At 70.2% G+C, this 23,802-nt stretch carries 26 protein-coding genes, 1 tRNA gene and 2 pseudogenes; 18 read left to right on the top strand and 11 right to left on the bottom strand.

The window, feature by feature from the left end; all coding sequences use genetic code 11:
• Positions 1–33: 33 nt before the first annotated feature.
• From KUM44_RS23245 to KUM44_RS23225, 5 genes and pseudogenes are all read left to right on the top strand, one after another.
• A pseudogene (locus KUM44_RS23245) lies at positions 34–313 on the top strand (NAD-dependent epimerase/dehydratase family protein); the annotation flags it as partial.
• Between the two features lie 62 nt (positions 314–375).
• Positions 376–1,089, top strand: coding sequence for a glycosyltransferase family 2 protein (locus KUM44_RS23240; RefSeq protein WP_217210604.1), 714 nt, complete (start codon positions 376–378; stop codon positions 1,087–1,089).
• Positions 1,086–1,733 (top strand): DUF2064 domain-containing protein, encoded by a 648-nt coding sequence (locus KUM44_RS23235; protein WP_217210602.1) that lies wholly within the window; start codon positions 1,086–1,088, stop codon positions 1,731–1,733. The genes KUM44_RS23240 and KUM44_RS23235 overlap by 4 nt, the downstream gene beginning before the upstream one ends.
• A gap of 68 nt (positions 1,734–1,801) precedes the next feature.
• Positions 1,802–2,629 carry a class I SAM-dependent methyltransferase gene (locus tag KUM44_RS23230; protein WP_217210943.1) on the top strand — a complete coding sequence of 276 codons (828 nt, stop codon included), beginning with the start codon at positions 1,802–1,804 and terminating at the stop codon, positions 2,627–2,629.
• Positions 2,626–4,113, top strand: coding sequence for a glycosyltransferase 87 family protein (locus tag KUM44_RS23225; RefSeq protein WP_217210600.1), 1,488 nt, complete (start codon positions 2,626–2,628; stop codon positions 4,111–4,113). The genes KUM44_RS23230 and KUM44_RS23225 overlap by 4 nt, the downstream gene beginning before the upstream one ends.
• Positions 4,114–4,200: 87 nt before the next feature.
• On the opposite strand, the gene KUM44_RS23220 is transcribed toward KUM44_RS23225, so the two are convergent.
• Positions 4,201–4,274 (bottom strand) — tRNA-Gly (locus tag KUM44_RS23220).
• 49 nt (positions 4,275–4,323) lie between these two features.
• Positions 4,324–4,878 (bottom strand): hypothetical protein, encoded by a 555-nt coding sequence (locus KUM44_RS23215; RefSeq protein ID WP_217210598.1) that lies wholly within the window; start codon positions 4,876–4,878, stop codon positions 4,324–4,326.
• Between the two features lie 66 nt (positions 4,879–4,944).
• Between KUM44_RS23215 and dcd the strand changes: the two genes are divergently transcribed.
• Both dcd and KUM44_RS23205 read left to right on the top strand, forming a co-directional pair.
• The gene (gene dcd / locus KUM44_RS23210) at positions 4,945–5,520 is read left to right on the top strand and encodes a dCTP deaminase (protein WP_030054451.1); all 576 of its coding nucleotides are present in this window, start codon (positions 4,945–4,947) and stop codon (positions 5,518–5,520) included.
• Positions 5,517–6,026, top strand: coding sequence for a phosphoribosyltransferase (locus tag KUM44_RS23205; RefSeq protein WP_217210595.1), 510 nt, complete (start codon positions 5,517–5,519; stop codon positions 6,024–6,026). Before dcd ends, KUM44_RS23205 begins: the two co-directional genes overlap by 4 nt.
• Positions 6,027–6,246: 220 nt before the next feature.
• On the opposite strand, the gene KUM44_RS23200 is transcribed toward KUM44_RS23205, so the two are convergent.
• The 4 genes from KUM44_RS23200 to KUM44_RS23185 form a co-directional block, all read right to left on the bottom strand.
• Positions 6,247–7,311 carry a glycoside hydrolase family 5 protein gene (locus tag KUM44_RS23200; protein WP_217210593.1) on the bottom strand — a complete coding sequence of 355 codons (1,065 nt, stop codon included), beginning with the start codon at positions 7,309–7,311 and terminating at the stop codon, positions 6,247–6,249.
• A 221-nt stretch (positions 7,312–7,532) separates the two neighbouring features.
• Positions 7,533–8,540 (bottom strand): Yip1 family protein, encoded by a 1,008-nt coding sequence (locus KUM44_RS23195; RefSeq protein WP_217210591.1) that lies wholly within the window; start codon positions 8,538–8,540, stop codon positions 7,533–7,535.
• A 73-nt stretch (positions 8,541–8,613) separates the two neighbouring features.
• Entirely contained in the window at positions 8,614–8,775 is a 162-nt protein-coding gene (locus KUM44_RS23190; protein WP_217210589.1) for a hypothetical protein, read from the bottom strand.
• Positions 8,776–8,882: 107 nt separating this feature from the next.
• Positions 8,883–9,590 (bottom strand): DUF5701 family protein, encoded by a 708-nt coding sequence (locus tag KUM44_RS23185; RefSeq protein WP_217210583.1) that lies wholly within the window; start codon positions 9,588–9,590, stop codon positions 8,883–8,885.
• A 202-nt stretch (positions 9,591–9,792) separates the two neighbouring features.
• Between KUM44_RS23185 and KUM44_RS23180 the strand changes: the two genes are divergently transcribed.
• A complete protein-coding gene (locus KUM44_RS23180; protein WP_217210582.1) occupies positions 9,793–10,407 on the top strand; it encodes a hypothetical protein in 615 nt (204 codons plus the stop codon).
• A 146-nt stretch (positions 10,408–10,553) separates the two neighbouring features.
• Here the strand turns inward: KUM44_RS23180 and KUM44_RS23175 are convergent, their stop codons facing one another.
• Positions 10,554–11,864 (bottom strand): VCBS repeat-containing protein, encoded by a 1,311-nt coding sequence (locus KUM44_RS23175; RefSeq protein WP_308402695.1) that lies wholly within the window; start codon positions 11,862–11,864, stop codon positions 10,554–10,556.
• Positions 11,865–12,071: 207 nt separating this feature from the next.
• Here KUM44_RS23175 and KUM44_RS23170 point away from each other — a divergent pair, with 207 nt between their 5' ends.
• Complete coding sequence (locus KUM44_RS23170; RefSeq protein ID WP_217210581.1) at positions 12,072–12,572, top strand: MarR family winged helix-turn-helix transcriptional regulator; 501 nt, start codon at positions 12,072–12,074, stop codon at positions 12,570–12,572.
• A gap of 29 nt (positions 12,573–12,601) precedes the next feature.
• Here the strand turns inward: KUM44_RS23170 and KUM44_RS46830 are convergent, their stop codons facing one another.
• The gene (locus tag KUM44_RS46830; RefSeq protein WP_302186033.1) at positions 12,602–12,724 is read right to left on the bottom strand and encodes a hypothetical protein; all 123 of its coding nucleotides are present in this window, start codon (positions 12,722–12,724) and stop codon (positions 12,602–12,604) included.
• An 11-nt stretch (positions 12,725–12,735) separates the two neighbouring features.
• Between KUM44_RS46830 and KUM44_RS23165 the strand changes: the two are divergent.
• A pseudogene (locus KUM44_RS23165) lies at positions 12,736–12,989 on the top strand (nitroreductase); the annotation flags it as partial.
• Between the two features lie 17 nt (positions 12,990–13,006).
• Here the strand turns inward: KUM44_RS23165 and KUM44_RS23160 are convergent.
• Positions 13,007–13,453, bottom strand: a complete 447-nt coding sequence (locus KUM44_RS23160; protein ID WP_217210580.1) for a GNAT family N-acetyltransferase — start codon at positions 13,451–13,453, stop codon at positions 13,007–13,009.
• Between the two features lie 430 nt (positions 13,454–13,883).
• Here KUM44_RS23160 and KUM44_RS23155 point away from each other — a divergent pair, with 430 nt between their 5' ends.
• Positions 13,884–14,573 carry a DUF2637 domain-containing protein gene (locus KUM44_RS23155; protein WP_254389958.1) on the top strand — a complete coding sequence of 230 codons (690 nt, stop codon included), beginning with the start codon at positions 13,884–13,886 and terminating at the stop codon, positions 14,571–14,573.
• Between the two features lie 54 nt (positions 14,574–14,627).
• Here the strand turns inward: KUM44_RS23155 and KUM44_RS23150 are convergent, their stop codons facing one another.
• Together KUM44_RS23150 and KUM44_RS23145 are read right to left on the bottom strand one after the other, a co-directional pair.
• The gene (locus KUM44_RS23150; RefSeq protein WP_217210579.1) at positions 14,628–14,921 is read right to left on the bottom strand and encodes a zinc-ribbon domain-containing protein; all 294 of its coding nucleotides are present in this window, start codon (positions 14,919–14,921) and stop codon (positions 14,628–14,630) included.
• 118 nt (positions 14,922–15,039) lie between these two features.
• Complete coding sequence (locus KUM44_RS23145) at positions 15,040–17,322, bottom strand: (Fe-S)-binding protein (RefSeq protein WP_217210577.1); 2,283 nt, start codon at positions 17,320–17,322, stop codon at positions 15,040–15,042.
• A gap of 184 nt (positions 17,323–17,506) precedes the next feature.
• Between KUM44_RS23145 and KUM44_RS23140 the strand changes: the two genes are divergently transcribed.
• The 7 genes from KUM44_RS23140 (at position 17,507) to KUM44_RS23110 (ending at position 23,554) form a co-directional block, all read left to right on the top strand.
• Positions 17,507–18,571, top strand: a complete 1,065-nt coding sequence (locus KUM44_RS23140) for an MraY family glycosyltransferase (RefSeq protein WP_217210575.1) — start codon at positions 17,507–17,509, stop codon at positions 18,569–18,571.
• 94 nt (positions 18,572–18,665) lie between these two features.
• Positions 18,666–20,513, top strand: coding sequence for a molecular chaperone DnaK (dnaK, locus tag KUM44_RS23135; RefSeq protein WP_217210573.1), 1,848 nt, complete (start codon positions 18,666–18,668; stop codon positions 20,511–20,513).
• Positions 20,513–21,169: a nucleotide exchange factor GrpE gene (gene grpE, locus KUM44_RS23130; RefSeq protein WP_217210570.1), complete on the top strand. Its 657-nt coding sequence runs from the start codon at positions 20,513–20,515 to the stop codon at positions 21,167–21,169. Before dnaK ends, grpE begins: the two co-directional genes overlap by 1 nt.
• Positions 21,170–21,205: 36 nt before the next feature.
• Entirely contained in the window at positions 21,206–22,390 is a 1,185-nt protein-coding gene (dnaJ, locus tag KUM44_RS23125; protein WP_217210569.1) for a molecular chaperone DnaJ, read from the top strand.
• 5 nt (positions 22,391–22,395) lie between these two features.
• Complete coding sequence (locus KUM44_RS23120) at positions 22,396–22,851, top strand: heat shock protein transcriptional repressor HspR (protein ID WP_217210567.1); 456 nt, start codon at positions 22,396–22,398, stop codon at positions 22,849–22,851.
• 263 nt (positions 22,852–23,114) lie between these two features.
• Positions 23,115–23,261, top strand: coding sequence for a hypothetical protein (locus KUM44_RS23115; protein ID WP_217210565.1), 147 nt, complete (start codon positions 23,115–23,117; stop codon positions 23,259–23,261).
• Between the two features lie 23 nt (positions 23,262–23,284).
• Positions 23,285–23,554 (top strand): hypothetical protein, encoded by a 270-nt coding sequence (locus KUM44_RS23110; protein ID WP_217210563.1) that lies wholly within the window; start codon positions 23,285–23,287, stop codon positions 23,552–23,554.
• The last annotated feature ends 248 nt before the right edge of the window (positions 23,555–23,802 follow it).

The following is a 23,802-nucleotide window of genomic DNA, read 5'->3' as shown; positions in this document are numbered from 1 at the left end:
CTGGCCGCTGCCGGCGCGGCCGTATGGTCGGGCATGTTGATCCTGGTCACCGGAGGTGCGGGCTTCATCGGCTCGCACCTCGTCACCGCCCTCACCGGCGCCGGCCACCACCGACGCCGTGCTCGGCGTGGACGCGGTGTGCCGCCAGGCCGCGATGGCCGGACTCGGCAAGGGCTTCGCCGGCGCACCGGACTATCGGCACGGCCGTACTGTCGGCTGCAACGATCTCGGCACGTCCGTACGGCCGGCCGGTATGGCTGCGGCCGGGGTGAGGCGTCCGGTGCCGGCCGGCTCGACCGTGAGGATCGGCGACGTCAGCGATCCGTAAGGACACCAAATCCCTTATGCCTGCTTTGCGTTCGTAAGGTGAGGGGGGTGATCGAGACATCCCCTTCTCCTGTGGACATCGTGCTGCCCTGCCTCGACGAAGCCGAGGCCCTGCCCTGGGTGCTGGAGCGGATCCCACCCACCTGGCGCGCGATCGTCGTCGACAACGGCTCCACCGACGGCTCCGCCGACATCGCCCGCGCCCTCGGGGCGTACGTGGTCCACGAGCCGCGGCGCGGGTTCGGCGCCGCCTGCCACGCGGGCCTGACGGCCGCCACGGCCGACGTCGTCTGCTTCTGCGACTGCGACGCCTCCCTCGACCCCGCACTGCTGCCCCGGGTGGCCGGTCCCGTCCTCGACGGTGTCGCCGACATGGTCCTGGGCCGCCGCCGGCCCACCGCCCGCGGGGCCTGGCCCGCCCACGCCCGGCTGGCGAACCTGGAACTGGCCCGCCTGATTCGCCGCCGCACCGGCCTGAGGCTGCGCGACCTCGGCCCCATGCGCGCGGCCCGCCGCGAGGCGCTGCTGGCCCTGGACCTGACCGATCGCCGCTCCGGCTACCCGCTGCAGACGGTGATCCGCGCCGCCGACGCCGGCTGGCGCGTGGACGAGACGGACGTGCCGTACCACCCGCGTACGGGCCGCTCGAAGGTCACCGGAACCTGGCGCGGGACCTGGCAGGCGGTCCGCGACATGCGCGCCGTACTCGCCGAGCAGCCCGTGCCCGGCCCGGCCGCGGCGGTGTCGGGAGCCGTGCGATGACCGCCGCCTCGGGGCGGGCCACGCTGCTCGTCATCGCCAAGGAACCGGTACCCGGCCGGGTCAAGACGCGGCTCACCCCGCCCTACACGCCGCAGGAGGCCGCCGCGCTGGCCGAGGCATCCCTGCGCGACACCCTCGACGCGGTGCTCCGGGTGCCTGCCCGGCGCCGGATCCTCGTCCTCGACGGAGAACCGGGGCGCTGGCTGCCCCGGGGCTTCGACGTCGTCCCGCAGGTCTCCGGCGGGCTGGACGAGCGGATCGTAGGCGCCTTCGCCGTCTGCGACGACGGTCCCGCGCTGTTGGTCGGCATGGACACCCCGCAGCTGACCGCGGATCTGCTGGCCGGTGTCGGCGAGGACGGCCACGACGCCTGGCTCGGGCCGGCCGCCGACGGCGGCTTCTGGGCCCTGGGCCTGGCCGAGCCCTCCCGTGCCGGGTCCGTAGTGCGAGGTGTTCCCATGTCAACCGACCGCACCGGCGCGGTCCAGCGCCGCAGGCTCGTCGAAGCGGGCCTGACGGTCCGTGACCTGCCTCTCCTGCGCGACGTCGACACCGCGACGGACGCCGCCCGCGTGGCGGGCCTCTGCCCGGCCGGATCGCGTTTCGCCGCCGCGCTGGCCTCGTTCGCGGAGGTCGCCCGGTGACCGGAACCGCAACCAGAAGCGCCCAGTCGGCGGCGCCCGGACGGCAACAGCCCCGATCCGCCGACCCGTTGCCCGGCCCGCGCGTGGGGCCGGCGTGTCCCGCCGAGCCGCTCGCTCGTGCGGAACCCGGCGAACCATGGACGGACGACCCCTACGCCCACGCCGTGCGCACTGGCCGCGGCCCGTTGTATCTGCGCCGCATGACGCCGGGCGCCCCAGGGGCGGTGGAGCTGCTGCCGCTGGACGTGGAGAGCTGGTGCGCCGCCCCCGACGCCGTCGACACCGACGTCCTGCGCCGCTGTAGCGGGCCCGTGCTGGACGTCGGCTGCGGACCCGGACGCCTGGTGGCCGCCCTGGCCGCACGCGGAATCCCGGCCCTCGGCGTGGACGTCAGTCCGGCCGCCGTCGCCCGGACCCGGCGACTCGGCGGAAGCGCCCTGCGCCGCTCCGTTTTCGACCGCCTGCCGAGAGAGAGCCGGTGGGGCACCGTCCTGCTGATGGACGGCAATGTGGGCATCGGCGGCGACCCGGTGACCCTGCTCACTCGCCTGCGTGAGGTGGTCCGCCCCGGTGGCCGTCTGCTGGCCGAGGCAGCCGGCGACGACGTGGACGAGCGCCTCACCGTCCGCGTCGAGGACGCCCACGGCCGTCACGGCCGACCTTTCCCCTGGGCTCGTGTCGGCGTGACGGCGCTGCTCCACACAGCCCAGGTCACCGGCTGGATCGTCACCGGCCGGTGGACCGCGGACAGCCGTCCCTTCGTGGAACTCCACCGCCCGAACTCCGGGCCGGGCAGACCCGGCAGGCCGCGGGAGGAGCACACCGCGGCCGGGGACGAGAGCGCCGCGACGTCACGCCCGCCGGGCGCGACGTCACTCCCGGGGGGCGGGTCATGACCGACACCGTCATGTCCCGCCCACCGGGCTCCGGGTCTTCCGCGTCACCACCCCCGCCCCCTGCCGCCCGGGCGAACCGCCGGAAGGCCCGGCTCGCCGTCACCGCCACCGCGGTACTCCTCGCCGCGCTCACCGCCGTCGTCGCCGACACCCTCCAGGCAGGCGACAGCCACAGCGCCCCCGCCCGGCTGCTGGCGGGATACGCCGTCGCCTGGGCGCTGTTCGCCGCCGCGGTGTGGACGGTGCGCAAGGTTCCGGCCCGGGCCGCGATGGTCCTGGTCCTGATCGGCGCCGCCGCCGTCGCGGTGACCGGTCTGTCCTCGCCGCCCCGCACCAGCAACGACATGTTCCGATACGCCTGGGACGGCCGCGTCCAGGCCGCCGGAATCTCCCCGTACGCCTATCCGCCCGCCGCGCCCGAACTGGCCGAGTTGCGCGACGACTGGCTCTTCCCCACCGAAGGAGCCTGCACGGACTGGGGCCTGACACACACCGGCAGCGGCCTGTGCGTACGCATGAACCGCCCCGGCGTGCCCACCATCTACCCGCCCGTGGCCGAGGGCTGGTACCTCGCCGTGCACGCCGTCTCCCCGCCCGACAGCCGCCACAAGCCGCTCCAACTCGGCGGCGCGGTCTTGGCGTTCGGCACCACGGTGGCTCTGCTGGTCGTCCTGCGCCGACGCGGCGATCCGGCGCGGGCCCCCGCGCGGGCCGCGCTGTGGGCGTGGTGCCCGGCTGTCGCCTTCGAAGCCGTCAACAACGCCCATATCGACACCCTCGGCGTCCTGCTCGTCGTACTCGCGCTCGGCACCGCCACGGCCGGTGCCCGACGGGGGGCACTGCTCGGCGCCGCGATCGCCGTGAAGATCCTGCCCGTACTGGTCCTGCCCGGCGCCCTGTCGGGACAGCGCGGTCCGGCACGCGTCCTGCGCGTCACAGCCGCCGCCGTCGCCGCTGTCGCGCTCGCCTACCTGCCCTATGTCCTCGCCTCCGGCGCCGACGTCCTGGGATACCTGCCCGGATACCTGCACGAGGAGGGCTACGAAACAGGGCGCGTACGCCGCTTCGCCCTGCTGCGGCTGCTCCTGCCGGACACCGCCGCGGCAGTGACCGCCGCGGCGCTGCTCGCACTCACCGCGCTGTACGTATGGTGGCGTGGGAATCCCGCCCGCCCCTGGCGCGGCGCCCTCCTGCTGACCGGCACCGCGCTGCTTCTCTTCTCGCCCACCTACCCCTGGTACTCCCTGCTCGTCATCGCCCTCGTGGCCCTGGACGGCCGCTGGGAGTGGCTCACCGTCACCCTTGCCGGCACCGTCCTCTACCTCGCAGGCCGACTGCTGCCTGGCTTCCCCCTCCAGGCGTGGACGTACGGTACGGCCGCGTTGGTCGTCACGGCCGGTGCCTGTCTGCGTTCCCGTCCAGTACGGGAACTGCTGAGGCGACGCCGAGGCCCCGCGGCGTTCGCAAAGGGACTCGGCGACTGAATAGTGCCGGTGAGAGCCGGACGGCGCGCGACGCCCACCGATCTAGACAACAAAGAACCCCCGGGTCCCTGACCTGGGGGTTTCGCATGGAGCGGGTGACGAGAATCGAACTCGCGCTCTCAGCTTGGGAAGCTGATGTTCTACCATTAAACTACACCCGCGTAAGACGCCCGTTCCGAGATCATCCGGAGCCGGTGTCCGATCGCCTGGTCACTGTACCTCATCACCGGCCCCCGGCGCTGACGCCGAGGGGCCTGAGGGCGTTTCAGGGGGCGGATGTGACTGCGGGGTACCGGAGTTGGGGCGTACGGTGGAGGGGTCGGAGAGGGTCAGGGCGGGGTCGGAGTGCCGCCTGGAGGGCCGTCCCTTTGATCCCGTAATGTGGCCTCTCGTCGTCAGGCAGGCAGCAGCCGGACGCGGCTCTTGGGGAAGGGACTCTAGGACTTGATGGAGCGCACCGTCGTCCGTTGTGCCGATGGGCACGTGTTCAGCACCGCTTCGTTCCCGATGCAGCAGGCCGAGCGCCTCGGCCCCGGGCGGCTCCTCCGGTGCCCCCGGTGTGCCCGGCTCCGCAGTGTGGTGCCGGTGCCGGTGGCGGTGGCGTTGGAGAAGCGGTAGCAACAGCAGTACCAGCAGTATTGCTAGCACCAGCAGTGCCAGCAGCACCAGCAGCGCCAGCAGCGCCAGCAGCACCAGCAGTGCCAGCAGTGCCAGCAGTGCCAGCAGCACCAGCAGTGCCAGCAGCATCAACAGCAGTAACAGCAAGCGCAGCGCCTGGCGCGCGGAGGCCGTGATTGTGGTCGTTCCGCGCGCCTTGCGTATCCTCGGGGCGTGCTTCTCTCAGACAAGGACATCCGGGCCGAGATCGACGCCGGGCGGGTACGGATCGATCCCTACGACGAATCCATGGTGCAGCCCTCGAGCATCGATGTGCGGCTGGACCGTTACTTCCGGGTGTTCGAGAACCACCGGTACCCGCACATCGACCCCTCCGTCGAGCAGGCGGACCTCACGCGGCTCGTGGAGCCCGAGGGCGACGAGCCGTTCATCCTGCACCCCGGCGAGTTCGTGCTGGCCTCCACGTACGAGGTCATCACGCTGCCCGACGATCTTGCCTCGCGGCTCGAGGGGAAGTCCTCGCTCGGGCGGCTCGGGCTCGTCACCCACTCCACCGCCGGGTTCATCGACCCCGGGTTCAGCGGGCACGTGACCCTTGAGCTGTCCAACCTCGCCACGCTCCCGATCAAGCTCTGGCCCGGCATGAAGATCGGCCAGCTGTGCATGTTCCGGCTCAGCTCGCCCGCCGAGTTCCCGTACGGCAGCGAGCGGTACGGGTCCCGGTACCAGGGGCAGCGCGGGCCCACTGCCTCGCGGTCCTTCAAGAACTTCCATCGGACCCAGGTGTGAGCGGCGTGCGGGAGAACCTGACCTACGAGCGGTTCGGCACCGCCGTCCGTGAGCTCGCGCAGACCATCGTCGACGACGGGTACGAGCCGGACATCGTGCTCAGCATCGCCCGCGGTGGCGTCTTCGTCGCCGGCGGGCTCGCCTACGCCCTCGACTGCAAGAACCTCCACCTCGTGAACGTGGAGTTCTACACGGGCGTGGGGACCACCCTCGACATGCCCGTCATGCTCGCCCCCGTCCCCAACGCGATCGACTTCACCGACAAGAAGGTGCTGATCGCCGATGACGTCGCCGACACCGGCAAGACGCTGAAGCTCGTCCACGACTTCTGCGTGCAGCATGTCGCCGAGGTGCGGTCCGCTGTCGTCTATGAGAAGTCCCACTCCCTCGTGAAGTGCGAGTACGTGTGGAAGCGCACCGACGAGTGGATCAACTTCCCGTGGAGTGTGCTGCCTCCGGTGCACAAGTCCGGGGACGTGGCCAAGCCCAACAAGGAAGCCGTCTGACTGCGGCCCTCCGACCCGGAGCCGGCCCGCTTGATCAGTCGGCCCTGAACCGGCGGTTGTAGGCGTCCCGGCCGTCCCGGCCGGCTGTCCCGGCCCCCCGAGGACGGTGCCGGTCGTTTCGGCGAGGTCCTCGGGGGCCGGGGCGGTGGGAGACGCCCGTCGCGCAGACGGACCCCGCTCGCCGCGGAGACTCATCGCCGCATCGGCGCGTCACCACCGCTTACTGCCGCCAGGCCCAGTGCAGGCGGTCCAGGCCGCTCTGGTTGTTCAGCTGGAGGCTGAGGTTGGTGCCCGTTCCCTGGAGGGTGGTGAGGGAGTAGGTGTCGCCGTTGCGCAGGCCGGGCCAGTAGACGGAGCCGAGGCCCAGTTCGCGGATGGTGTCGGTGGCCGCCTGGATGTAGGCGATCTCGTGGGAGCCGTTCGTCGGGCCGTTGTAGTCCAGGCCGGAGGTCATGGTGGCGCCGAACTCGTCCAGGATGGTGCGGGAGGCGCAGTCGCCGATGCGCGCCTTGAAGTCCTGCTTCCACTGGTCGTAGCTGGTCCAGTCGGTGTGCCAGAAGCCGTAGTTGTGCAGGGCCAGCCGAGTGCCGTTCAGGCGGCTGTCGGCGCACACCGGCTTGACGTCCTCGCTGTACTTGACGCCGCCGATGAGGATCCGGTCGCGGGGCACGGAGCGGTGGGTCGTCACCCAGCGGGCGGCGATGTCGCGCCACTCCTGGGAGGTGTAGCCGAAGGGCTCGTTCATCGGCTCGAAGTACACCTTGGAGTCCCGCGCGTACGCGGAGGTGATCCGCGCCCACATCTGGTCGTAGGCGGCTTGGTCGTCGATCTTGCCGTCCTTGGCGTTGTCGGCCTCCCAGTAGCCCAGGATGACCTTGAACCCCTTGTCGGTGGCGGCGTCGATCGCTCCCTTGTACGACTTCCAGAAGGGGCCGTTGACCGAGGTCGGGTTGACCGGCAGCCGGACCGTGTTGGCGCCCAGCTTGGCGAAGCCGCCGACGATCGCCTGGGACTTGGCGTAGGTGGTGGCGTAACTGTCCGTGGTGGACAGGCCCGACGGTACGACCGCGTCATCGGCGTAGTTGTCGCGCGGGTCGGCCCAGTTGACGCCGTGGAAGTCGCTGACGGGCGGCACGGCCGGCTTGCCGTAGGCGGATGCGGATGCGGATGCGGATGGGGATGCGGGGGAGGCGGCGGCGGGGGAGGCGAGTGCGCCCCCGAATGCCGTGGCGCAGGCCAGCAACGCGGCGAAGCAAGCTGTCCGGCGATGGTTCTCTCGTGGCACGGCATTCCCCTTCGGCGGGCTCGATGGTTCCCGCAAGCTAGAAGACGATCCGAACACAGGTCAACGTATCTGCACACAAAGTTTCAACATCGGAAGCGCAAAGCGAACAGGGCGGAACCGGCTGTGGAGTGCGTCGAGCATGAAGAAGGGCCCCCGGCGTGCACGCCGGGGGCCCCGCAATCTGTCCTTCTGTCCTTCTGCCTTTCTGTCCTTCTGTCCTTCTAGAACGTGCCGAGCTTCACGATCGACAGCAGGGCGATCAGCTGGATCGCGCTCGCGCCCAGGGCCTTCGGCCACGGCAGATCGTGGGACTTGGACACCATCAGGGTGAGGAGCGCGCCCGCCGCCACCCACGTCGCCCAGCCAAGGGCCTGCACGAACGTCGCGTCGCCGCCGGCGAACATCGCGAAGACCAGGCGGGGGGCGTCCGTGAGGGACATGATCAGCATGGAGAGGCCGACCGTGGGCTGCCAGGCGCCGTCGCCGCCCAGCTGGCGGGCCAGGGTGTGGGTGACCACGCCCAGGACGAAGGACGAGATGACCATCGCCACGGCCGTGGTCAGGACGATCGGGACCGCGTTCGACAGGGTCGCGTTGATCGCGTCGTTCCGCGCGTCGTCGAAGCCGAAGACCGCGAGCAGGCCGTAGAGGAACGTCACGACGAGGGCGGGGCCCCACATCGTGTAGTCCCGCATCTGGAGGAAGGTCTGGCCGGGGGAGAGGACGATGCCCCGCAGCAGGGCCTTCCAGTGCAGTCGCGGGCCGACCGGGGCGGCCGGGGCCGCGCCCGCCTGGTAGGTCTCGCCCTGGCTGTAGGGGTCCTCGCCGACCGAGAAGGCCTGGGTGTGGCCCGGGTTGTTCGCCGCGTAGGGGTCCGGGGTACCACCGGGGCCGTGCGGGTGGCCGCCGTCACCGAAGTACTCCGGCTCGCCGTGGCCGCCATGACCGCCGTGGCCGCCATGACCACCGCCGTTCGCCTGCGGCCAGCCGCCACCGCCGCCGCCCGAGCCGCCGTACGGCTGCTGCGGCGGCGGGGGATAGCCGTACGACGGCCCCTGGGGTGCCTGCTGCCCGTACGGAGGTTGTTGGGGGCGCGTTTGCGGGGTGCCGTTGTTCCGGCTGCCCCGTCCGATCCTGAATCCAGCCACGTCTTCGAACGTACCTGGTCCCGGAGATCCGCGTGCCGGGCCCTGCGGTTCGGGCCCGGCTTTGCGGCCGAGCTGTGACATCCCCTAAGGGAAGCCCGCAGCGCGGCTCAGGGAGTCGCTCAGGAGTCGCTCAGGGGGAATGCCGGGCCCCCGGTCAGTCCGCCATCTGGCTGCCGAACAGCGGAGTGCCGGACGCCGACACCTTGGCGGCGGTCAGGCCGATGCCCCGGCCGGACGTGTTGATCTCCGAGCGCCGGCGGCCGCGGTGGCCACGGCTGTACGGACGTTCTTGCGCATGCGGTTCTCCTGCGAACACGGGCCTGTCGAACAGGGGGTGACCACCCCTGCCGGCCCGGTGTTCTCCTGGGCTCAACCGGGTGGTCGCGGTGCAGGAGACCGCTCGGGTGTGCGGACGGTTGTACGTCAGTCAGGGGACGTTGCGGACACGGCCTGGCGGCGCCCCGTAGCGGATGCGAAGCCCAGCCATGTGTGCCGGTTGCCCCACCAGCACCAGCCCACCTTCGGGGCGTTGCGCCGCTCGCGGCCGTCGCGTCCCGTGCCGTTGCTGATCCAGATCGCCGGGGTACGGGCGTCCAGCGTGCCGTTGGCCTTGCGCAGCCGGGAGCCGATCGTCATGAAGCAGCGGTTGCGCTCCAGGGCCTCCGGCTGCTGGAGCACCCAGTGGATGCCCTCGGTGAGCAGCAGCGGGGTGCGGTTCTCCTCGGCGAGGGCCGGCAGGGCCTCTTCGGGGCTCCAGTTGGCCATGCGGTCGCCGCGGTCGATGCCGGTGACGACGTAGAGGGGCGCGTCGGGCAGCTCGATGGCGTCCGGGGCGAAGGCGTCGACGTCGGGCATGTCGACGACGACGAAGCCCGGCTTGTCGTCGCGGCGGAGCAGGGGTGCGAGGGCGGAGGCGGGGAGGCGGTCGGGGCGGACGGCGAGCAGGGCGTCGCCGTCGGCGCTATCGGAGCTATTGGCGCAACCGGCGGTCTCCGCGAAGGCGCGCAGCTCGTCGGCCGGGATCCCCGCAAGCTCGTGCACGCCGAGTGAGATCAGCTGCTCGGCCTGGGCGGTGAGCGGCGGGAGCGGGGGCAGGGCGGTGAGGGCGGCGTTGGCCGACGTATCCGGCACGACACTCCTTGGCTCGCGGGGCAGTTGACCTGAGGCCAACGTGGGGGCGTGCCGGAATGTTCCCCGTGAACTGGGCCGGGGCCGCATGCCGAGCGGCCCGGTGGCGTCGCGACAGAAGTGTGGATTCCGTGACCCCACCCCGGTCTCGTTGCCCTTTCATGCCATGATCGGGCGGCGGACTTCGGATGACCGAGATGAGCGAATGAGCACATACGCGACGCAGGGCGGCTTCGAGGGCCCGGTGGCGTGGGAGACGCCCGGCACGGGCAGGGCCTTGTCCCGCTGTGCGGCTGGGCAGTTGGCCAAGTTCCTCGGCTGGGTGGCCCTTTGGTGGGCCGCGCTGTACGTCACGGTCGTGTGGTTGCCGGTGGCGGCCGTTGTGCCCATGGTCCTGGTCCTGGCCCTGCTCGTCCACTACGCCGTCCTGTCTCTCATCCGGCTCTTCCGGCTCTGGCGGGTGCGCCGCATCCTGGGCGTCTATCCCTGGCGGCAGCAGTCCGGTGCCGTGCGGGTCACCAAGGGGAAGGCCGTTTTCGTACTGCCCGACCCCGACAGCCCCGAGAAGACGGTGTCGCTGAAGGTGACGGCCGGACTGTTCCGGTCCTGGAGCCACGAGGCGCTCAAGGACTACGACGACGAACTCTGGTACGCGGGCGACCCGCGCTTCGCCTGCGTCGTGGCCAAGCCCGGCCTGCGCGGCCTGAGCTGCCTGGTCCAGCCCACCGCCTACGACCACCGCACCTCTCCCCGTCGCAAGGGCCTCAGCCCGGAAGCCCGCCGTCGGGCCCGGGCGATCGGGGCACGGGTCGCCGACTGACCGGCCGCGGGGCCAGAGGGTGTTTTGAAAGTCTGCGGGGACCCCCATCGAGGGGCTTCGTCCGGCACACCGAGGGCACGCACCGGCTGCGACACCAGCCGCTGCCGCGGCGGGCGCGGGCACCGCACGGGACTTTCAAAACCCCCCTAGCGCGTCAGGAACGCCGAGCTGGAGAACCGCACCGAAGGCTCCGCCGCTACCAGGCCCTTCTTCGTGCCCGGGTACACGGCCACCGTGTCCTTGGTCTCGCCGGCATACGTCCGCACCACCAGGTCCGCCCGGCCGTCCCCGTCGAAGTCGCCGACCGTCACGACGCGTGTGGTGCCCTGGGCGGGTGGCCGGACGGTGACCATGCCCGTTGTGGCCAGCCCTGCCGTACGGCCGTGGAGGACGCGCAACTGGGTGCCGCTGGTGACGAGTTCGCTCAGGCCGTCGCCGTCGAAGTCGGCGGCGTCGAGCACCGAGCCGGGGGTGGTGAGGGTGCCGCGGGCGGTGGCGGTCGGGAGGTCGTAGCGCAGGGACGTTCCGCCCATGGTGCCGATCGCCGCGTCCAGGGCCGACCTGTCCTTGCCGAAGGCGCCGAGGGCCACGTCGATGCCCGCGGGGAGGGTGGCTCCGGTGCGGGTGGGGCCGGTGGGGCCGCCCAGCACGACCGCGGACCTGCCGGTGCCTTCCGCCGTACGGACCACCAGGTCGTCGTATCCGTCGTCGTCGACGTCGGCCGCCGGGCCCGTGGGGGCGTTGCCGGGGGACTGGAGGGGGGCGGGGGCGGTGCGGGGGCTGCCCTTGCGGGAGAACGGGCCCCGCAGGAAGCTGAGTTGGCCGCCCGACGCGTGGACGACCAGGTCCTGCGCGTCGTCGCCGTCGAAGTCGCCGCACACCGGCTGGTCGGGCCAGTCGTTGCCGACGCGGGCGCGGGCCGGGATGGTGAGCTTGACCGCCTTGCCGGTGAGGCCGCTCGGGGAGCCGTAGAGGATCTGCAACGGCACCGGGGGCCGGCCCTGGCCGTCGTAGGGCGGGTCGGTGGAGACGACCAGGTCGGTGAAGCCGTCGCCGTCCAGGTCGCAGCTCGCCTCGGCGTCGAAGACGGCCGGGAGCTGACCCTTGGTCGGGGCCGCCTGCCGCCGCGGGCTGAGCAACTGCCGTGCGCCCGGGGTGAGTCCGCGCTCACCGCCGTACACGATGCCGATGCCCGCGTCGTCGGCGTGCGCCTGGGCCTTGACCAGGTCGTTGAGGACCAGGTCGCGGTGGCCGTCGCCGTTGAAGTCGGAGGGGGCCTTGCTGCCCTTGCCCTGCGGGACGGGGAGTCGGGCGGGGGCGTCGGCCACCTGGACGGGGGTGTGCCGGGCCGACCCGGCGTCGTCGTGCGGCTGGGGGCCGCAGGCGGCGACCGCGAGGGCGAGGCCGAGGGCGCCGGTCAGGGCCGCCGTACAGTTCCCGCTTCTTCGCGCGCGCACCGCTCACCTCGTCAGCATCAAGGGCAACAACTGGGCAATGATGCACGTGTTCGAGACGGGGTGACAGACCTGTGCGGGGACATCGGGGACATCGGCCGGGATCGGCCGGGATCGGCCGGGATCGGCCGGGACGTGCCGACACCGAACCCGTACATTTAGTTTCATTCGATACCGTATCGAATGGATGGATGGCGGTAATCTGGCCGCATGCCCGCCGACGTTCCACGTGGAACCCCCGCCGCCACCCCCGCTGCCACTGCATCGCGTGCGACCGACGGCCCCGGTGACACGTCGCCCTTCGCGCTCGGTCTGCTGCTGCGCCGGGCGCACTGGCGGGCGCAGTCGGTGATGACGGAGGCGCTGCGGCCGCTCGGCATCGAGCTGCGCCACTTCTCCGTGCTGATCGTGCTGGTCAACCGCGGGCCCATGGTGCAGCGCGACCTCGCGGCGGCGACCGGCACGGACAAGGCCGGGGTCATGCGCGTCGTGGACGACCTGGAGCGCAAGGGGCTGGCCGTACGCAAGGCCGTGCCGGGGGACCGGCGGGTGCGGGCGGTGGAGATCACGCCGCAGGGGCTCGAACTCTTCGACGCGGCCCATGTGGCGGCGCGGACGCCCGCCGAGAGCCTGGTCGCCGGGCTGGAGCCCGGCGAGGCGCGGCAGTTGACGGATCTGCTCACCCGGTTCGCCCATCCCCAGCAGGGATGAGGACGCCGTGTGACCTCCGGGGGTGAGAGTCACACGGCGTCCGGTCCGGGGGGGCACGCCGCGAGGCGCTCCGCGAGTTCCTTGGCCTTGACGGCCGCCTCCTCGAAGGCACGCTTGCGCGAGGCCTCGTAGAGGGGGATCAGTTCCGACATGGCCGGGTTGCGGGGCGCCAGGGTGGTCCGACGTCGGCATGTATCTGCGACGGTCATGCTGTTGCTGCGGGCCGAGGGGCTGCACAGTTGCACACAGATGGCGTGGGCCAAGTACCACCGCTCCGTCGCGGAGATCCTCTCGCCCCCGGACGAGCTCATCCTCTTCTGCGGCATGTCGATCGGCTTCGAGGACCTCACGGTGAACGCTCCCCGCACGGGCCGCGCGCCGCTCGAAGAGACGGTCACGTTCGTCGACGACGACTGACCCCGGCCTCGGTACGTCTACCTCGCGGCGGCGCCGCGCACCATGAACACGTCCACCGGGTCCTCCGACTCGACCGTGAATCCGTGCCGCTCGTACAGCCGCCGGGCGGCACTGCCCTGAAGCACGTTCAGGCGGACGAGGACGTCGCCGCGGTCGCACCGCTCCAGCAGTTCGCCCAGTACGGCCGAGCCGATGCCCCGGCCCTGGAGGTGCGGGGCGAGATAGAAGTGCTCCAGCCACCGGCTGTCCCCGTCCGGCCGCAGCGCCACACAGCCGGCGAACGTACCGTCCACCTCGATCACCCAGGTGTGGGCCGCGTCGAATCCGTCCCGCAGCCGCTGCCGCACCCGATGTCCGTCGTACCGCCCGAGCCGCTCCAGGTCCGCCCGCAGCACCACGGCCCGCACCTCGGCGATCAGCTCGACGTCCGCCCCGGTCGCCGCCCGAAGCCTCCAGTCCGCCATGATCGCCACGCTACCGTGCGGGGCGCCGGCGGCGTCACCCGCCTGCCGTGCCCTCCGCCTCCGCCTCGCCGCAGGTCCCACCCTCGCCCTCGCCGCGCGCGCAGTTCATAAGTCCCTCGATCACACCGCGTGATACATATTCTGAATTTCGGCGTCGGGGCCCTGTCATTGGATATTCCAGATAATCACCGTTGACGCATATTCCCCCGAATGCCAGATGTCCTGCCCCGTGTGGCGCTCGTTAGGTGGGCGTGACTTGGCAGGAAAAACATGCAGCTGAGGCTCCGCTCCGTTCGCGTCGGACAGCTGATCAGACCACTGCGCAAAGCATCACGCACTGCTCGGATCTGCTTGAGGACTTTCTGAAAACCATCAGTCGGATGGAGCGCGAATATCTCCGGGCGGCGCTGGAAGGGGAACAGTTCTAGCAATGAGGGCCGACTATGACGCGGTAGATGAACAGGCTCATTACACGCAGCAGCTCGATATGCAGAACCTCTGGCAGGCGGCGGATCCGGTGATGTCGCCGGAGAGCTGGGACCTGGACCAGGAGCTGGCACAGATGCTGGGTGCCACGCACGCCCCGGATCCCGTTCCGCCCCGGCAGGACAAGGACAGGCAGCCACTGCCCCGCCCGGTCCACCGCAAGCGCCCGCAGCCCGGCGCGCACACGCTCACCCGAAACCCGAGATTCCTCACCGTCTCGGTCTTGGTCACACTCATCACCCTGTGCGCGGTGACGATGCTCACCTGGTCCATTTCGTATTCATACGATCAGCTGCGCTCCATCGCGCTGCTCGTGGTGTCGCCGAAGCTGGCCCATTGGTGGCCCTTGACGGTCTACGGGCCGTGGCTGCTGTCGGGACTGTCCATTCTGCGGGCATCCGTTCAGCGCCGCACCGCTCGCCGTTCCTGGGCCGTCATGCTGATCTCCTCCGGCACCGCGGTGGCGCTGTGCATCGGGCAGTCCGCGGATTCCCTGCTGGCGATGGTCGTCGTCGGAATTCCGCCGATCACCGCCCTGGTCTGTTTCCGTGAACTCGTCGGCCAGTTCTCCTCGCGTCCCGGTCCCCGGCACGCCGCCGACGCGATCAACGGACCCAAGCAGCCGAAGTCGTAGCCCGGCCCGGGGTGTCCGGACGGAATGCCCGGCCGGCGGATGTCCGGCGGCGGATCAGGACCGGTACGGCTGCTGCGGCTGACCGTACGACTGCTGACCGCCCTGCCCGCCGGAGAGGGCCTGCGCCTGCAACTGCTCCGCCTGCTCCCCGGTCACCTTCTGTTCCGCGCCGCAGAAGGTGCACTGTGTCGCGTACTTGGTCGAGATGGGGAACAGCGGCACGAAGAACAGCGTGAACTTGGTGACGCGCTTGCGCAGGGTGTGCGCGGAGGGGTTGCCGCACTGGCCGCACACCAGCGTCAGTATCGCGAGCTGGTAGAGGTAGCCCTTGGTGCCGAAGATGATCACGTCGGAGGTCCTTTCCGATCAGTTCCTGCCTACAGCCTGCCGCAACACGGCGCCCCCTGTCCCATACGGAACAGGGGGCGCCGTAGTGCTGTCGGGCTCGGTCACCTCACCGGCTCGGCTACTTCACCGGCTCGGGCTCCGGCTCGCTCTCCGTCGCCGCCGTGTCCTCGGGGTCCACCGGCGTCTTGACGGACTCCAGCAGCAGCTGGGCGACGTCGACGACCTGGATGGACTCCTTGGCCTTGCCGTCGTTCTTCTTGCCGTTGACCGAGTCGGTCAGCATGACGAGGCAGAACGGGCAGGCGGTGGAGACGATGTCCGGGTTGGTCGAGAGGGCCTCGTCGACGCGCTCGTTGTTGATGCGCTTGCCGATCCGCTCCTCCATCCACATCCGCGCGCCACCGGCGCCACAGCAGAAGCCGCGCTCCTTGTGGCGGTGCATCTCCTCGTTCCTGAGGCCCGGGACGCTGGCGATGATCTCGCGCGGCGGCGTGTAGATCTTGTTGTGCCGGCCCAGGTAGCAGGGGTCGTGGTAGGTGATGATGCCCTCGACCGGGGTGACCGGGACCAGCTTGCCCTCGTCGACGAGGTGCTGGAGCAGCTGGGTGTGGTGGATGACCTCGTAGTCGCCGCCGATCTGCGGGTACTCGTTGCCGATCGTGTTGAGGCAGTGCGGGCAGGTGGCGACGATCTTCTTCGCCGACTTCGGCTTCTTCGACTCGGGCGTGACGTTGCCCTTGTCGTCCATCTCCTCGCCGAACGCCATGTTCAGCGCGGCGACGTTCTCCATGCCGAGCTCCTGGAAGAGGGGCTCGTTGCCCAGGCGGCGGGCGGAGTCACCGGTGCACTTCTCGTCGCCGCCCATGATCGCGAACTTCACGCCCGCCATGTGCAGCAGCTCCGCGAAGGCCTTGGTGGTCTTCTTGGCCCGGTCCTCCAGGGCGCCGGCGCAGCCGACCCAGTACAGGTACTCGACCTCGGTGAGGTCCTCGATGTCCTTGCCGACGACCGGCACCTCGAAGTCGACTTCCTTGAGCCACTCCAGGCGCTGCTTCTTGGCCAGGCCCCAGGGGTTGCCCTTCTTCTCCAGGTTCTTGAGCATCGTGCCCGCCTCGGACGGGAACGCGGACTCGATCATCACCTGGTAGCGGCGCATGTCGACGATGTGGTCGATGTGCTCGATGTCGACCGGGCACTGCTCGACGCAGGCGCCGCAGGTGGTGCAGGACCACAGGACGTCGGGGTCGATGACGCCGTTCTCTTCCGCGGTGCCGATGAGCGGACGCTCGGCCTCCGCGAGGGCGGCCGCGGGGACGTCCTTGAGCTGCTCCTCGGACGCCTTCTCCTCGCCCTCCATGCTCTTGCCGCCGCCGGCCAGCAGGTACGGCGCCTTGGCGTGCGCGTGGTCGCGCAGCGACATGATCAGGAGCTTGGGGGAGAGCGGCTTGCCCGTGTTCCAGGCCGGGCACTGCGACTGGCAGCGGCCGCACTCGGTGCAGGTGGAGAAGTCCAGCAGGCCCTTCCAGGAGAACTGCTCGACCTGGGAGACACCGAAGACGTCGTCCTCGCCGGGGTCGGTGAAGTCGATCGGCTTGCCGCCGGAGGTCATCGGCAGCAGCGCGCCGAGCGAGGTCTCGCCGGTGGCGTTGCGCTTGAACCAGATGTTCGGGAAGCCCAGGAAGCGGTGCCAGGCCACACCCATGTCGGTCTTCAGCGAGACCACGATCATCCAGGTGAAGGAGGCCGTGATCTTCAGGCCGGCGAAGAAGTAGGTGAGGTTCTGGAGCGTGGAGACGTCCATGCCCTCCAGCCAGTGCACCACCGGGTACGAGATGAAGAACGAGGCCTCGTAGCCGTCCACGTGGTGCTGCGCGCCCTCCAGCGCGTGCAGCATGAAGATGCAGACACCGACGACGAGGATGATCGCCTCGACGAAGTAGGCCTGGCCGGTGTTCGAGCCCGCGAAGCGGGACTTGCGGCCCGCCCTGCCCGGCCGCGACAGCTGCCGGATGACGACCAGCGTCGCGATGCCGACCACCGTCATGGTGCCGATGAACTCGACATAGATGTTGTACGGCGCCCAGTCGCCGATGACCGGCAGGATCCAGTCGGCCTTGAAGAGCTGGCCGAAGGCGTTGACGATCGTCAGCAGCAGTGTGTAGAAGCCGATCGCGACGAACCAGTGCGCGATGCCGACGATGCCCCAGCGGTTCATCCGGGTGTGCCCCAGGAACTCCTTCACCAGGGTGACGGTCCGCTGATAGGGGTCGTTGGTCCGGGACCCGGCGGGCACGGACTGGCCGAGCCGCAGGAAGTTGAAGATCTGGAGGAGGGCGCGGCCGAACAGTGCCACGCCGACCACGATCAGGACCAGCGACACGATGATCGCGGCGAGTTGCATTTCGGGGCTCCTCGGGCCTGCGAGGCGACATTACTAAGCGGTAACTTATGCAGTCCTCTGAGACTACCCGCATCCTCCATCGCACTGTAGCCAGGTGCGGGGTGATCTGAGTCGCTGAGGCTTGCCTTAAGAACCGATCGTGTTATTCATCCCGAAATGGTATATATGGCACTAACCTATCCCCGTGCTTTACGGGATCGCCGCCGCCACCACCGCCCTCCTCCTCGCCGCCTTCCTCGCGGCGCTGCTCCGGCTGCCCGCCCTGCGCTTCGGCATCCTCGACCGCCGACGGCAGCGGCCGCTGCCCCTGCTCGGCGGGGTGGCCGTGGCGCTGGTGACCTGTCTGGTGGCCGCCGCCGGTGAGTGGACCCGGTTCGCCCCGCTGGGCCCGGAGATCGGCCGGCTGCTGATCGCCGCGGGCGCCGTCGCCGTACTCGGCCTGGTCGCGGACGTACGGCGGGTGAAGGCGCGGTTCCTGGTCGGCGGTACGGCCGTGGCGGCGGCCTGTGTGGTGCCGTACGGCGACACGGGCTTCCTGCTGGGGCTGCCGGCCGTCGGCTGGATCGTCCTGGTCACCGTCGGCTTCAAGGCGCTCGACCACGCGGACGCCCTGGTCGGCACCGTCGGGGTCGTCACCGCCTTCGGGGTCGGCGTCTGTGCGGCGGCCGAGGTGATGGACGAGCTCGCCGTGCTGCTGAGCGTGCTGGCCGCCGCCCTGACCGGCTTCCTCATGCAGAACTGGCACCCTGCGCGGATCGGGCTCGGGGCGTCGGGGTCGCTGTTCGTCGGGTTCGTGCTGGCGTCGTCGGCCGTGATGACCCGGGCCGGGCACGACCCCGTGTCGAGCATCGGCGTGCTCTACTCGCTCACCGCCCTCGCCACCGCCGACGTACTCCTCGTGGCACTGTCCCGCCGGCTGGCCGGCCGGCCGCTGCTGCGGCGCGGGCCCGACCATGTCGCCCACCGTCTGCGCCGGATCGGCCTCACCCCGCAGGGCATGGCCGTTCTCCTGGGTCTCGGGGCCTTCGCCACGGTGCTCGTCGGTGTCCTCGTGCACATGGGATGGATGGCTGAGGCTCGGGTGTTGTGGGTGGGAGGTAGCGCCCTCATCGCCGTGTTCGCCCTCCTGCACATCAAGCCCTACGGCCCTCGCCGTCAACCTTCTTTTCCCGTGAGGGGGACGGTCCGCCCGCCCGCTCAGGCCACGTCGTCGCAGGTCGGAGCCCAGTTGCGTGTAAGGAACGGATAAGAGTTGAGTGGGGTCGACTCAGCTCTGTTGACCGAGTGGAAGCCGTCATGCACACTTGAGTCCGTTCCACTCAAGTCAGCTGGAGGAATTCACCATGGCACGTGCGGTCGGCATCGACCTGGGCACGACTAACTCTGTCGTCAGCGTTCTTGAAGGCGGCGAGCCCACCGTCATCACCAACGCCGAGGGCGCCAGGACCACGCCTTCCGTCGTCGCCTTCGCCAAGAACGGTGAGGTGCTCGTCGGCGAGGTGGCCAAGCGTCAGGCGGTCACGAACGTCGACCGGACCATCCGGTCCGTGAAGCGTCACATGGGCACCGACTGGAAGATGGAGCTCGACGGGAAGCCCTTCAACCCGCAGCAGATCTCCGCCTTCATCCTTCAGAAGCTGAAGCGCGACGCCGAGTCGTACCTGGGCGAGAAGGTCACGGACGCGGTCATCACCGTGCCCGCCTACTTCAACGACTCCGAGCGTCAGGCGACGAAGGAGGCCGGCGAGATCGCCGGTCTGAACGTCCTGCGCATCGTGAACGAGCCCACCGCGGCCGCGCTCGCGTACGGCCTCGACAAGGACGACCAGACGATCCTCGTCTTCGACCTCGGTGGCGGCACCTTCGACGTGTCCCTGCTGGAGATCGGCGACGGCGTCGTCGAGGTGAAGGCCACCAACGGTGACAACCACCTCGGTGGTGACGACTGGGACCAGCGCGTCGTCGACTACCTGGTGCAGCAGTTCAAGTCCGGTCACGGCGTGGACCTCGCCAAGGACAAGATGGCCCTCCAGCGTCTGCGTGAGGCTGCCGAGAAGGCCAAGATCGAGCTGTCCTCGTCCACCGAGACCTCGATCAACCTGCCCTACATCACCGCCTCCGCCGAGGGCCCGCTGCACCTGGACGAGAAGCTCACCCGGGCTCAGTTCCAGCAGCTGACGGCCGACCTGCTGGAGCGCTGCAAGACCCCGTTCTTCAACGTCATGAAGGACGCCGGCGTCTCCATCAACGAGATCGACCACGTCGTCCTCGTCGGTGGCTCCACCCGTATGCCCGCCGTCGCCGAGCTCGTGCGCGAGCTGACCGGCGGCAAGGACGCCAACAAGGGTGTGAACCCGGACGAGGTCGTCGCCATCGGCGCCTCGCTCCAGGCCGGTGTCCTCAAGGGTGAGGTCAAGGACGTCCTGCTCCTCGACGTGACCCCGCTGTCCCTCGGTATCGAGACCAAGGGCGGCATCATGACCAAGCTCATCGAGCGCAACACCACGATCCCGACCAAGCGGTCCGAGATCTTCACCACGGCCGAGGACAACCAGCCGTCCGTGCAGATCCAGGTCTACCAGGGCGAGCGCGAGATCGCGGCGTACAACAAGAAGCTCGGCATGTTCGAGCTGACCGGTCTGCCGCCGGCGCCGCGTGGCGTCCCGCAGATCGAGGTGTCCTTCGACATCGACGCCAACGGCATCATGCACGTCACGGCCAAGGACCTCGGCACGGGCAAGGAGCAGAAGATGACCGTCACCGGCGGCTCCTCGCTGCCGAAGGACGAGGTCGACCGGATGCGCCAGGAGGCCGAGCAGTACGCGGACGAGGACCACCGTCGCCGCGAGGCCGCCGAGACCCGCAACCAGGGCGAGCAGCTCGTCTACCAGACGGAGAAGTTCCTCAAGGACAACGAGGAAAAGGTCCCCGGCGAGGTCAAGACCGAGGTCGAGGCCGCCGTCGAGGAGCTGAAGACCGCGCTCAAGGGCGAGGACACCGCCGAGATCCGCACCGCCACCGAGAAGGTCGCCGCGGTCTCGCAGAAGGTCGGCCAGGCCATGTACGCCGACGCCCAGGGTGCGCAGGCCGCGGGCGGTCCCGAGGGCGCTGCCCCGGGTGGCAAGGCCGCTGACGACGACGTCGTCGACGCCGAGATCGTTGACGACGAGCGTAAGGACGGTGTCGCGTAATGACGGAGGAGACCCCGGGCTTCGAGGAGAAGCCCGACGTCCCCTCCGGCGCGACCCCCGACGGCGCCGAGTCGAAGGCCGCACCCTCGTCGAACAGCGAGGGAGCGGCCCCGGCCGGGGACGGAGCAGCAGACGCGGGTCTGGTGGCCCAGCTGGACCAGGTGCGCACCGCGCTCGGTGAGCGCACGGCGGACCTCCAGCGGCTCCAGGCCGAGTACCAGAACTACCGCCGCCGCGTCGAGCGTGACCGGATCGCGGTCAAGGAGATCGCCATCGCGAACCTCCTGACCGAGCTCCTGCCCGTGCTCGACGACATCGGCCGCGCACGCGAGCACGGCGAACTGGTCGGCGGATTCAAGTCCGTCGGGGAGTCGGTGGAGACGGTCGCGGCGAAGATGGGTCTTCAGCAGTTCGGCAAGGAGGGCGAGCCCTTCGACCCGACGATCCACGAAGCCCTGATGCATTCCTACGCGCCGGACGTCACCGAGACGACCTGCGTCGCGATTCTCCAGCCGGGGTATCGCATCGGCGAGCGCACCATCCGCCCCGCGCGGGTGGCCGTCGCCGAGCCCCAGCCGGGCGCGCAGACCGTCAAGGCCGACGAGGCGACCGAGGCGGCCGACGACAAGGAGAACGGTGGCCCGGACGAGGGCTGACGTTGAACTGACGACGAGAGAGGAGGGACGTCGAGGATGAGCACCAAGGACTTCATCGAGAAGGACTTCTACAAGGTCCTCGGCGTCCCCAAGGACGCCACCGAGGCCGAGATCAAGAAGGCGTACCGGAAGCTCGCCCGCGAGTACCATCCGGACGCCAACAAGGGCAACGCCAAGGCGGAGGAGCGCTTCAAGGAGATCTCCGAGGCGAACGACGTCCTCGGCGACCCCAAGAAGCGCAAGGAGTACGACGAGGCGCGCGCCCTCTTCGGCAACGGCGGCTTCCGCCCGGGGCCGGGCGGCGCGGGCGGCGGTTCCTTCAACTTCGACCTGGGCGACCTCTTCGGAGGCGGCGCCCAGGGCGGCCAAGGGGGAGCCGGCGGCTTCGGCGGCGGACTCGGGGACGTCTTCGGGGGCCTGTTCAACCGCGGCGGCACGGGCACGACCCGTACCCAGCCCCGGCGCGGCCAGGACATCGACACCGAGGTCAACCTCAGCTTCACCGAGGCGATCGAGGGCGCGACGGTCCCGCTGCGCATGTCCTCCCAGTCACCCTGCAAGGCCTGCGCCGGCACCGGCGACAAGAACGGCACACCGCGCGTGTGCCCGACCTGCGTCGGCACCGGCCAGGTGGCCCGGGGTTCGGGTGGCGGATTCTCCCTCACCGACCCCTGCCCGGACTGCAAGGGGCGCGGCCTGATCGCCGAGCACCCCTGCCTGGACTGCAAGGGCAGCGGCCGGGCGAAGTCGTCCAGGACCATGCAGGTGCGCATCCCGGCCGGGGTCTTTGACGGGCAGCGCATCCGGTTGCGCGGCAAGGGAGCGCCCGGTGAGCGCGGCGGCCCGGCCGGTGACCTGTACGTCACCGTGCACGTCGACGCGCACCCGGTGTTCGGCCGCAAGGAGGACAACCTCACGGTGACCGTCCCCGTGACCTTCACGGAGGCGGCCCTCGGCGGCGAGGTCAGGGTCCCCACCCTGGGCGGACCGCCGGTCACCCTGAAGCTGCCGCCCGGCACGCCCAACGGCCGCACCATGCGGGCGCGGGGCAAGGGCGCGGTCCGCAAGGACGGCACCCGCGGCGACCTTCTGGTCACCGTCGAGGTGAGTGTTCCGAAGGACCTGACGGGGAAGGCTCGTGACGCGCTTGAGGCGTATCGCGAGGCGACCGCGGGTGAGGATCCGCGGGCGGAGCTGTTCCAGGCCGCGAAGGGAGCATGAGTCAGATGGACGGTCGTCGACGCAACCCGTATGAACTGACCGAGGAGACCCCGGTCTACGTCATCTCGGTGGCGGCCCAGCTCTCCGGCCTGCACCCGCAGACCCTGCGCCAGTACGACCGTCTGGGTCTGGTCTCCCCCGACCGCACCGCCGGCCGTGGCCGGCGCTACTCGGCCCGTGACATCGAACTGCTGCGCACCGTCCAGCAGTTGTCGCAGGACGAGGGCATCAACCTGGCCGGTATCAAGCGGATCATCGAACTGGAGAACCAGGTCGCGGCGCTCCAGTCACGGGTGGCCGAGCTTCAGGCGGCCGTCGAGGGGGCCGCGGCGGCGATGCAGCAGCGGGAGGCGGCGGTGCACGCGTCGTACCGCCGGGATCTGGTGCCGTATCAGGAAGTGCAGCAGACCAGTGCGTTGGTGGTGTGGCGGCCGCCGAAGCGGAAGCAGCAGTCCGACTGACGCGCGGTCGTCTGTTTGTGGGCCCGGAGGTTCTGATGAACCTCCGGGCCTCTGTGCGTTTGGTGCGGGGCTGCTGACCGGCGGACCGGCGGACCGGCGGACCGGCGGACCGGCGGACCGGCGGACAGGCTGACAGGCTGACAGGAAGTGGCCCTTGTCGTGCAGGATCCTGACAGCGGTCGCTCTGGAGGCGGCCGGTGCGCGCTGGCAGAGTCGTGGGCATGAACAGCAGGGGGAACACGGGGAACACGGGGAACACGGACATGACGACGACCAAGGCCGTCCGCAGGAGAGGGATTTCGGTGCTCGCGCTGGCGTTGCTGGTGGCGTTGCCGGTGGTGAGTGCGGAGGTGACCGTCGCGGGGCGGGGTGGGCCGTCGGTTCAGGTGGCCGTCAACGGGTGGCAGTGACGGGGTGGCAGTGAACGGAGTGGATGACGACTGTGGAGTTCCAGGACCTGGTGCTGGTCCGTAGGGCGGGCGGGGATGCGCCGGCCGTGACCGCGGTGATCAGGGTGCTCGGGAAGGTGCCCGAGGGCTGGGGCCATGACTGGCGACTCGACGAGGACGGGGGCCGGATCCATCTGCGGATCCGGCCCCCGTCGGGTTCGGCGGATGATGCGGTGCGGGTGTGGTGGGGGGATGTGCTGGGGGATCCGGCGTTGGGGATGTGGCGGGCGGAGGAGTCGGAGCCGGGTCGCTGACGGGCGTTTCTCGCCCCCGCCGCCCCTACCCGTCCCATCCCTTGAAGGGGCTCCGCCCCTTCGACCCCGCCAGGGGGCTGCCGCCCCCTGGACCCCCGCTTCGGCCCGAAGGGCCTCGTCCTCAAACGCCGGACGGGCTGAATGGGCCTGGGTGGGCGTAGCGCCCTGTGGGTGGGTGGGGGTTGGGGATGGCAATGGCTTGTCCTCAAAGGGCGGATGGGCTGAGTGGGCCTGGGTGGGCGTAGCGC

The sequence above is a fragment of the Streptomyces sp. AC550_RSS872 genome (assembly GCF_019049285.1).
Taxonomy (GTDB): domain Bacteria; phylum Actinomycetota; class Actinomycetes; order Streptomycetales; family Streptomycetaceae; genus Streptomyces.
The sequence above is the reverse complement of the archived record's forward strand: the minus strand, read 5'-3'. Positions and strand labels throughout refer to the sequence as shown.

Bases quoted from the DNA above. Each gene is read 5' to 3' on its own strand.
- KUM44_RS23235 (WP_217210602.1), top strand. From the start codon at position 1,086: ATGACCGCCGCCTCGGGGCGGGCCACGCTGCTCGTCATCGCCAAGGAA.
- KUM44_RS23225 (WP_217210600.1), top strand. From the start codon at position 2,626: ATGACCGACACCGTCATGTCCCGCCCACCGGGCTCCGGGTCTTCCGCG.
- KUM44_RS23195 (WP_217210591.1), bottom strand. From the start codon at position 8,540: ATGTCACAGCTCGGCCGCAAAGCCGGGCCCGAACCGCAGGGCCCGGCA.
- KUM44_RS23180 (WP_217210582.1), top strand. From the start codon at position 9,793: ATGAGCACATACGCGACGCAGGGCGGCTTCGAGGGCCCGGTGGCGTGG.
- KUM44_RS23170 (WP_217210581.1), top strand. From the start codon at position 12,072: ATGCCCGCCGACGTTCCACGTGGAACCCCCGCCGCCACCCCCGCTGCC.
- KUM44_RS46830 (WP_302186033.1), bottom strand. From the start codon at position 12,724: ATGTCGGAACTGATCCCCCTCTACGAGGCCTCGCGCAAGCGTGCCTTC.
- KUM44_RS23160 (WP_217210580.1), bottom strand. From the start codon at position 13,453: ATGGCGGACTGGAGGCTTCGGGCGGCGACCGGGGCGGACGTCGAGCTG.
- KUM44_RS23155 (WP_254389958.1), top strand. From the start codon at position 13,884: ATGAGGGCCGACTATGACGCGGTAGATGAACAGGCTCATTACACGCAG.
- KUM44_RS23145 (WP_217210577.1), bottom strand. From the start codon at position 17,322: ATGCAACTCGCCGCGATCATCGTGTCGCTGGTCCTGATCGTGGTCGGC.
- dnaK (WP_217210573.1), top strand. From the start codon at position 18,666: ATGGCACGTGCGGTCGGCATCGACCTGGGCACGACTAACTCTGTCGTC.
- grpE (WP_217210570.1), top strand. From the start codon at position 20,513: ATGACGGAGGAGACCCCGGGCTTCGAGGAGAAGCCCGACGTCCCCTCC.
- dnaJ (WP_217210569.1), top strand. From the start codon at position 21,206: ATGAGCACCAAGGACTTCATCGAGAAGGACTTCTACAAGGTCCTCGGC.
- KUM44_RS23120 (WP_217210567.1), top strand. From the start codon at position 22,396: ATGGACGGTCGTCGACGCAACCCGTATGAACTGACCGAGGAGACCCCG.
- KUM44_RS23115 (WP_217210565.1), top strand. From the start codon at position 23,115: ATGACGACGACCAAGGCCGTCCGCAGGAGAGGGATTTCGGTGCTCGCG.
- KUM44_RS23110 (WP_217210563.1), top strand. From the start codon at position 23,285: ATGACGACTGTGGAGTTCCAGGACCTGGTGCTGGTCCGTAGGGCGGGC.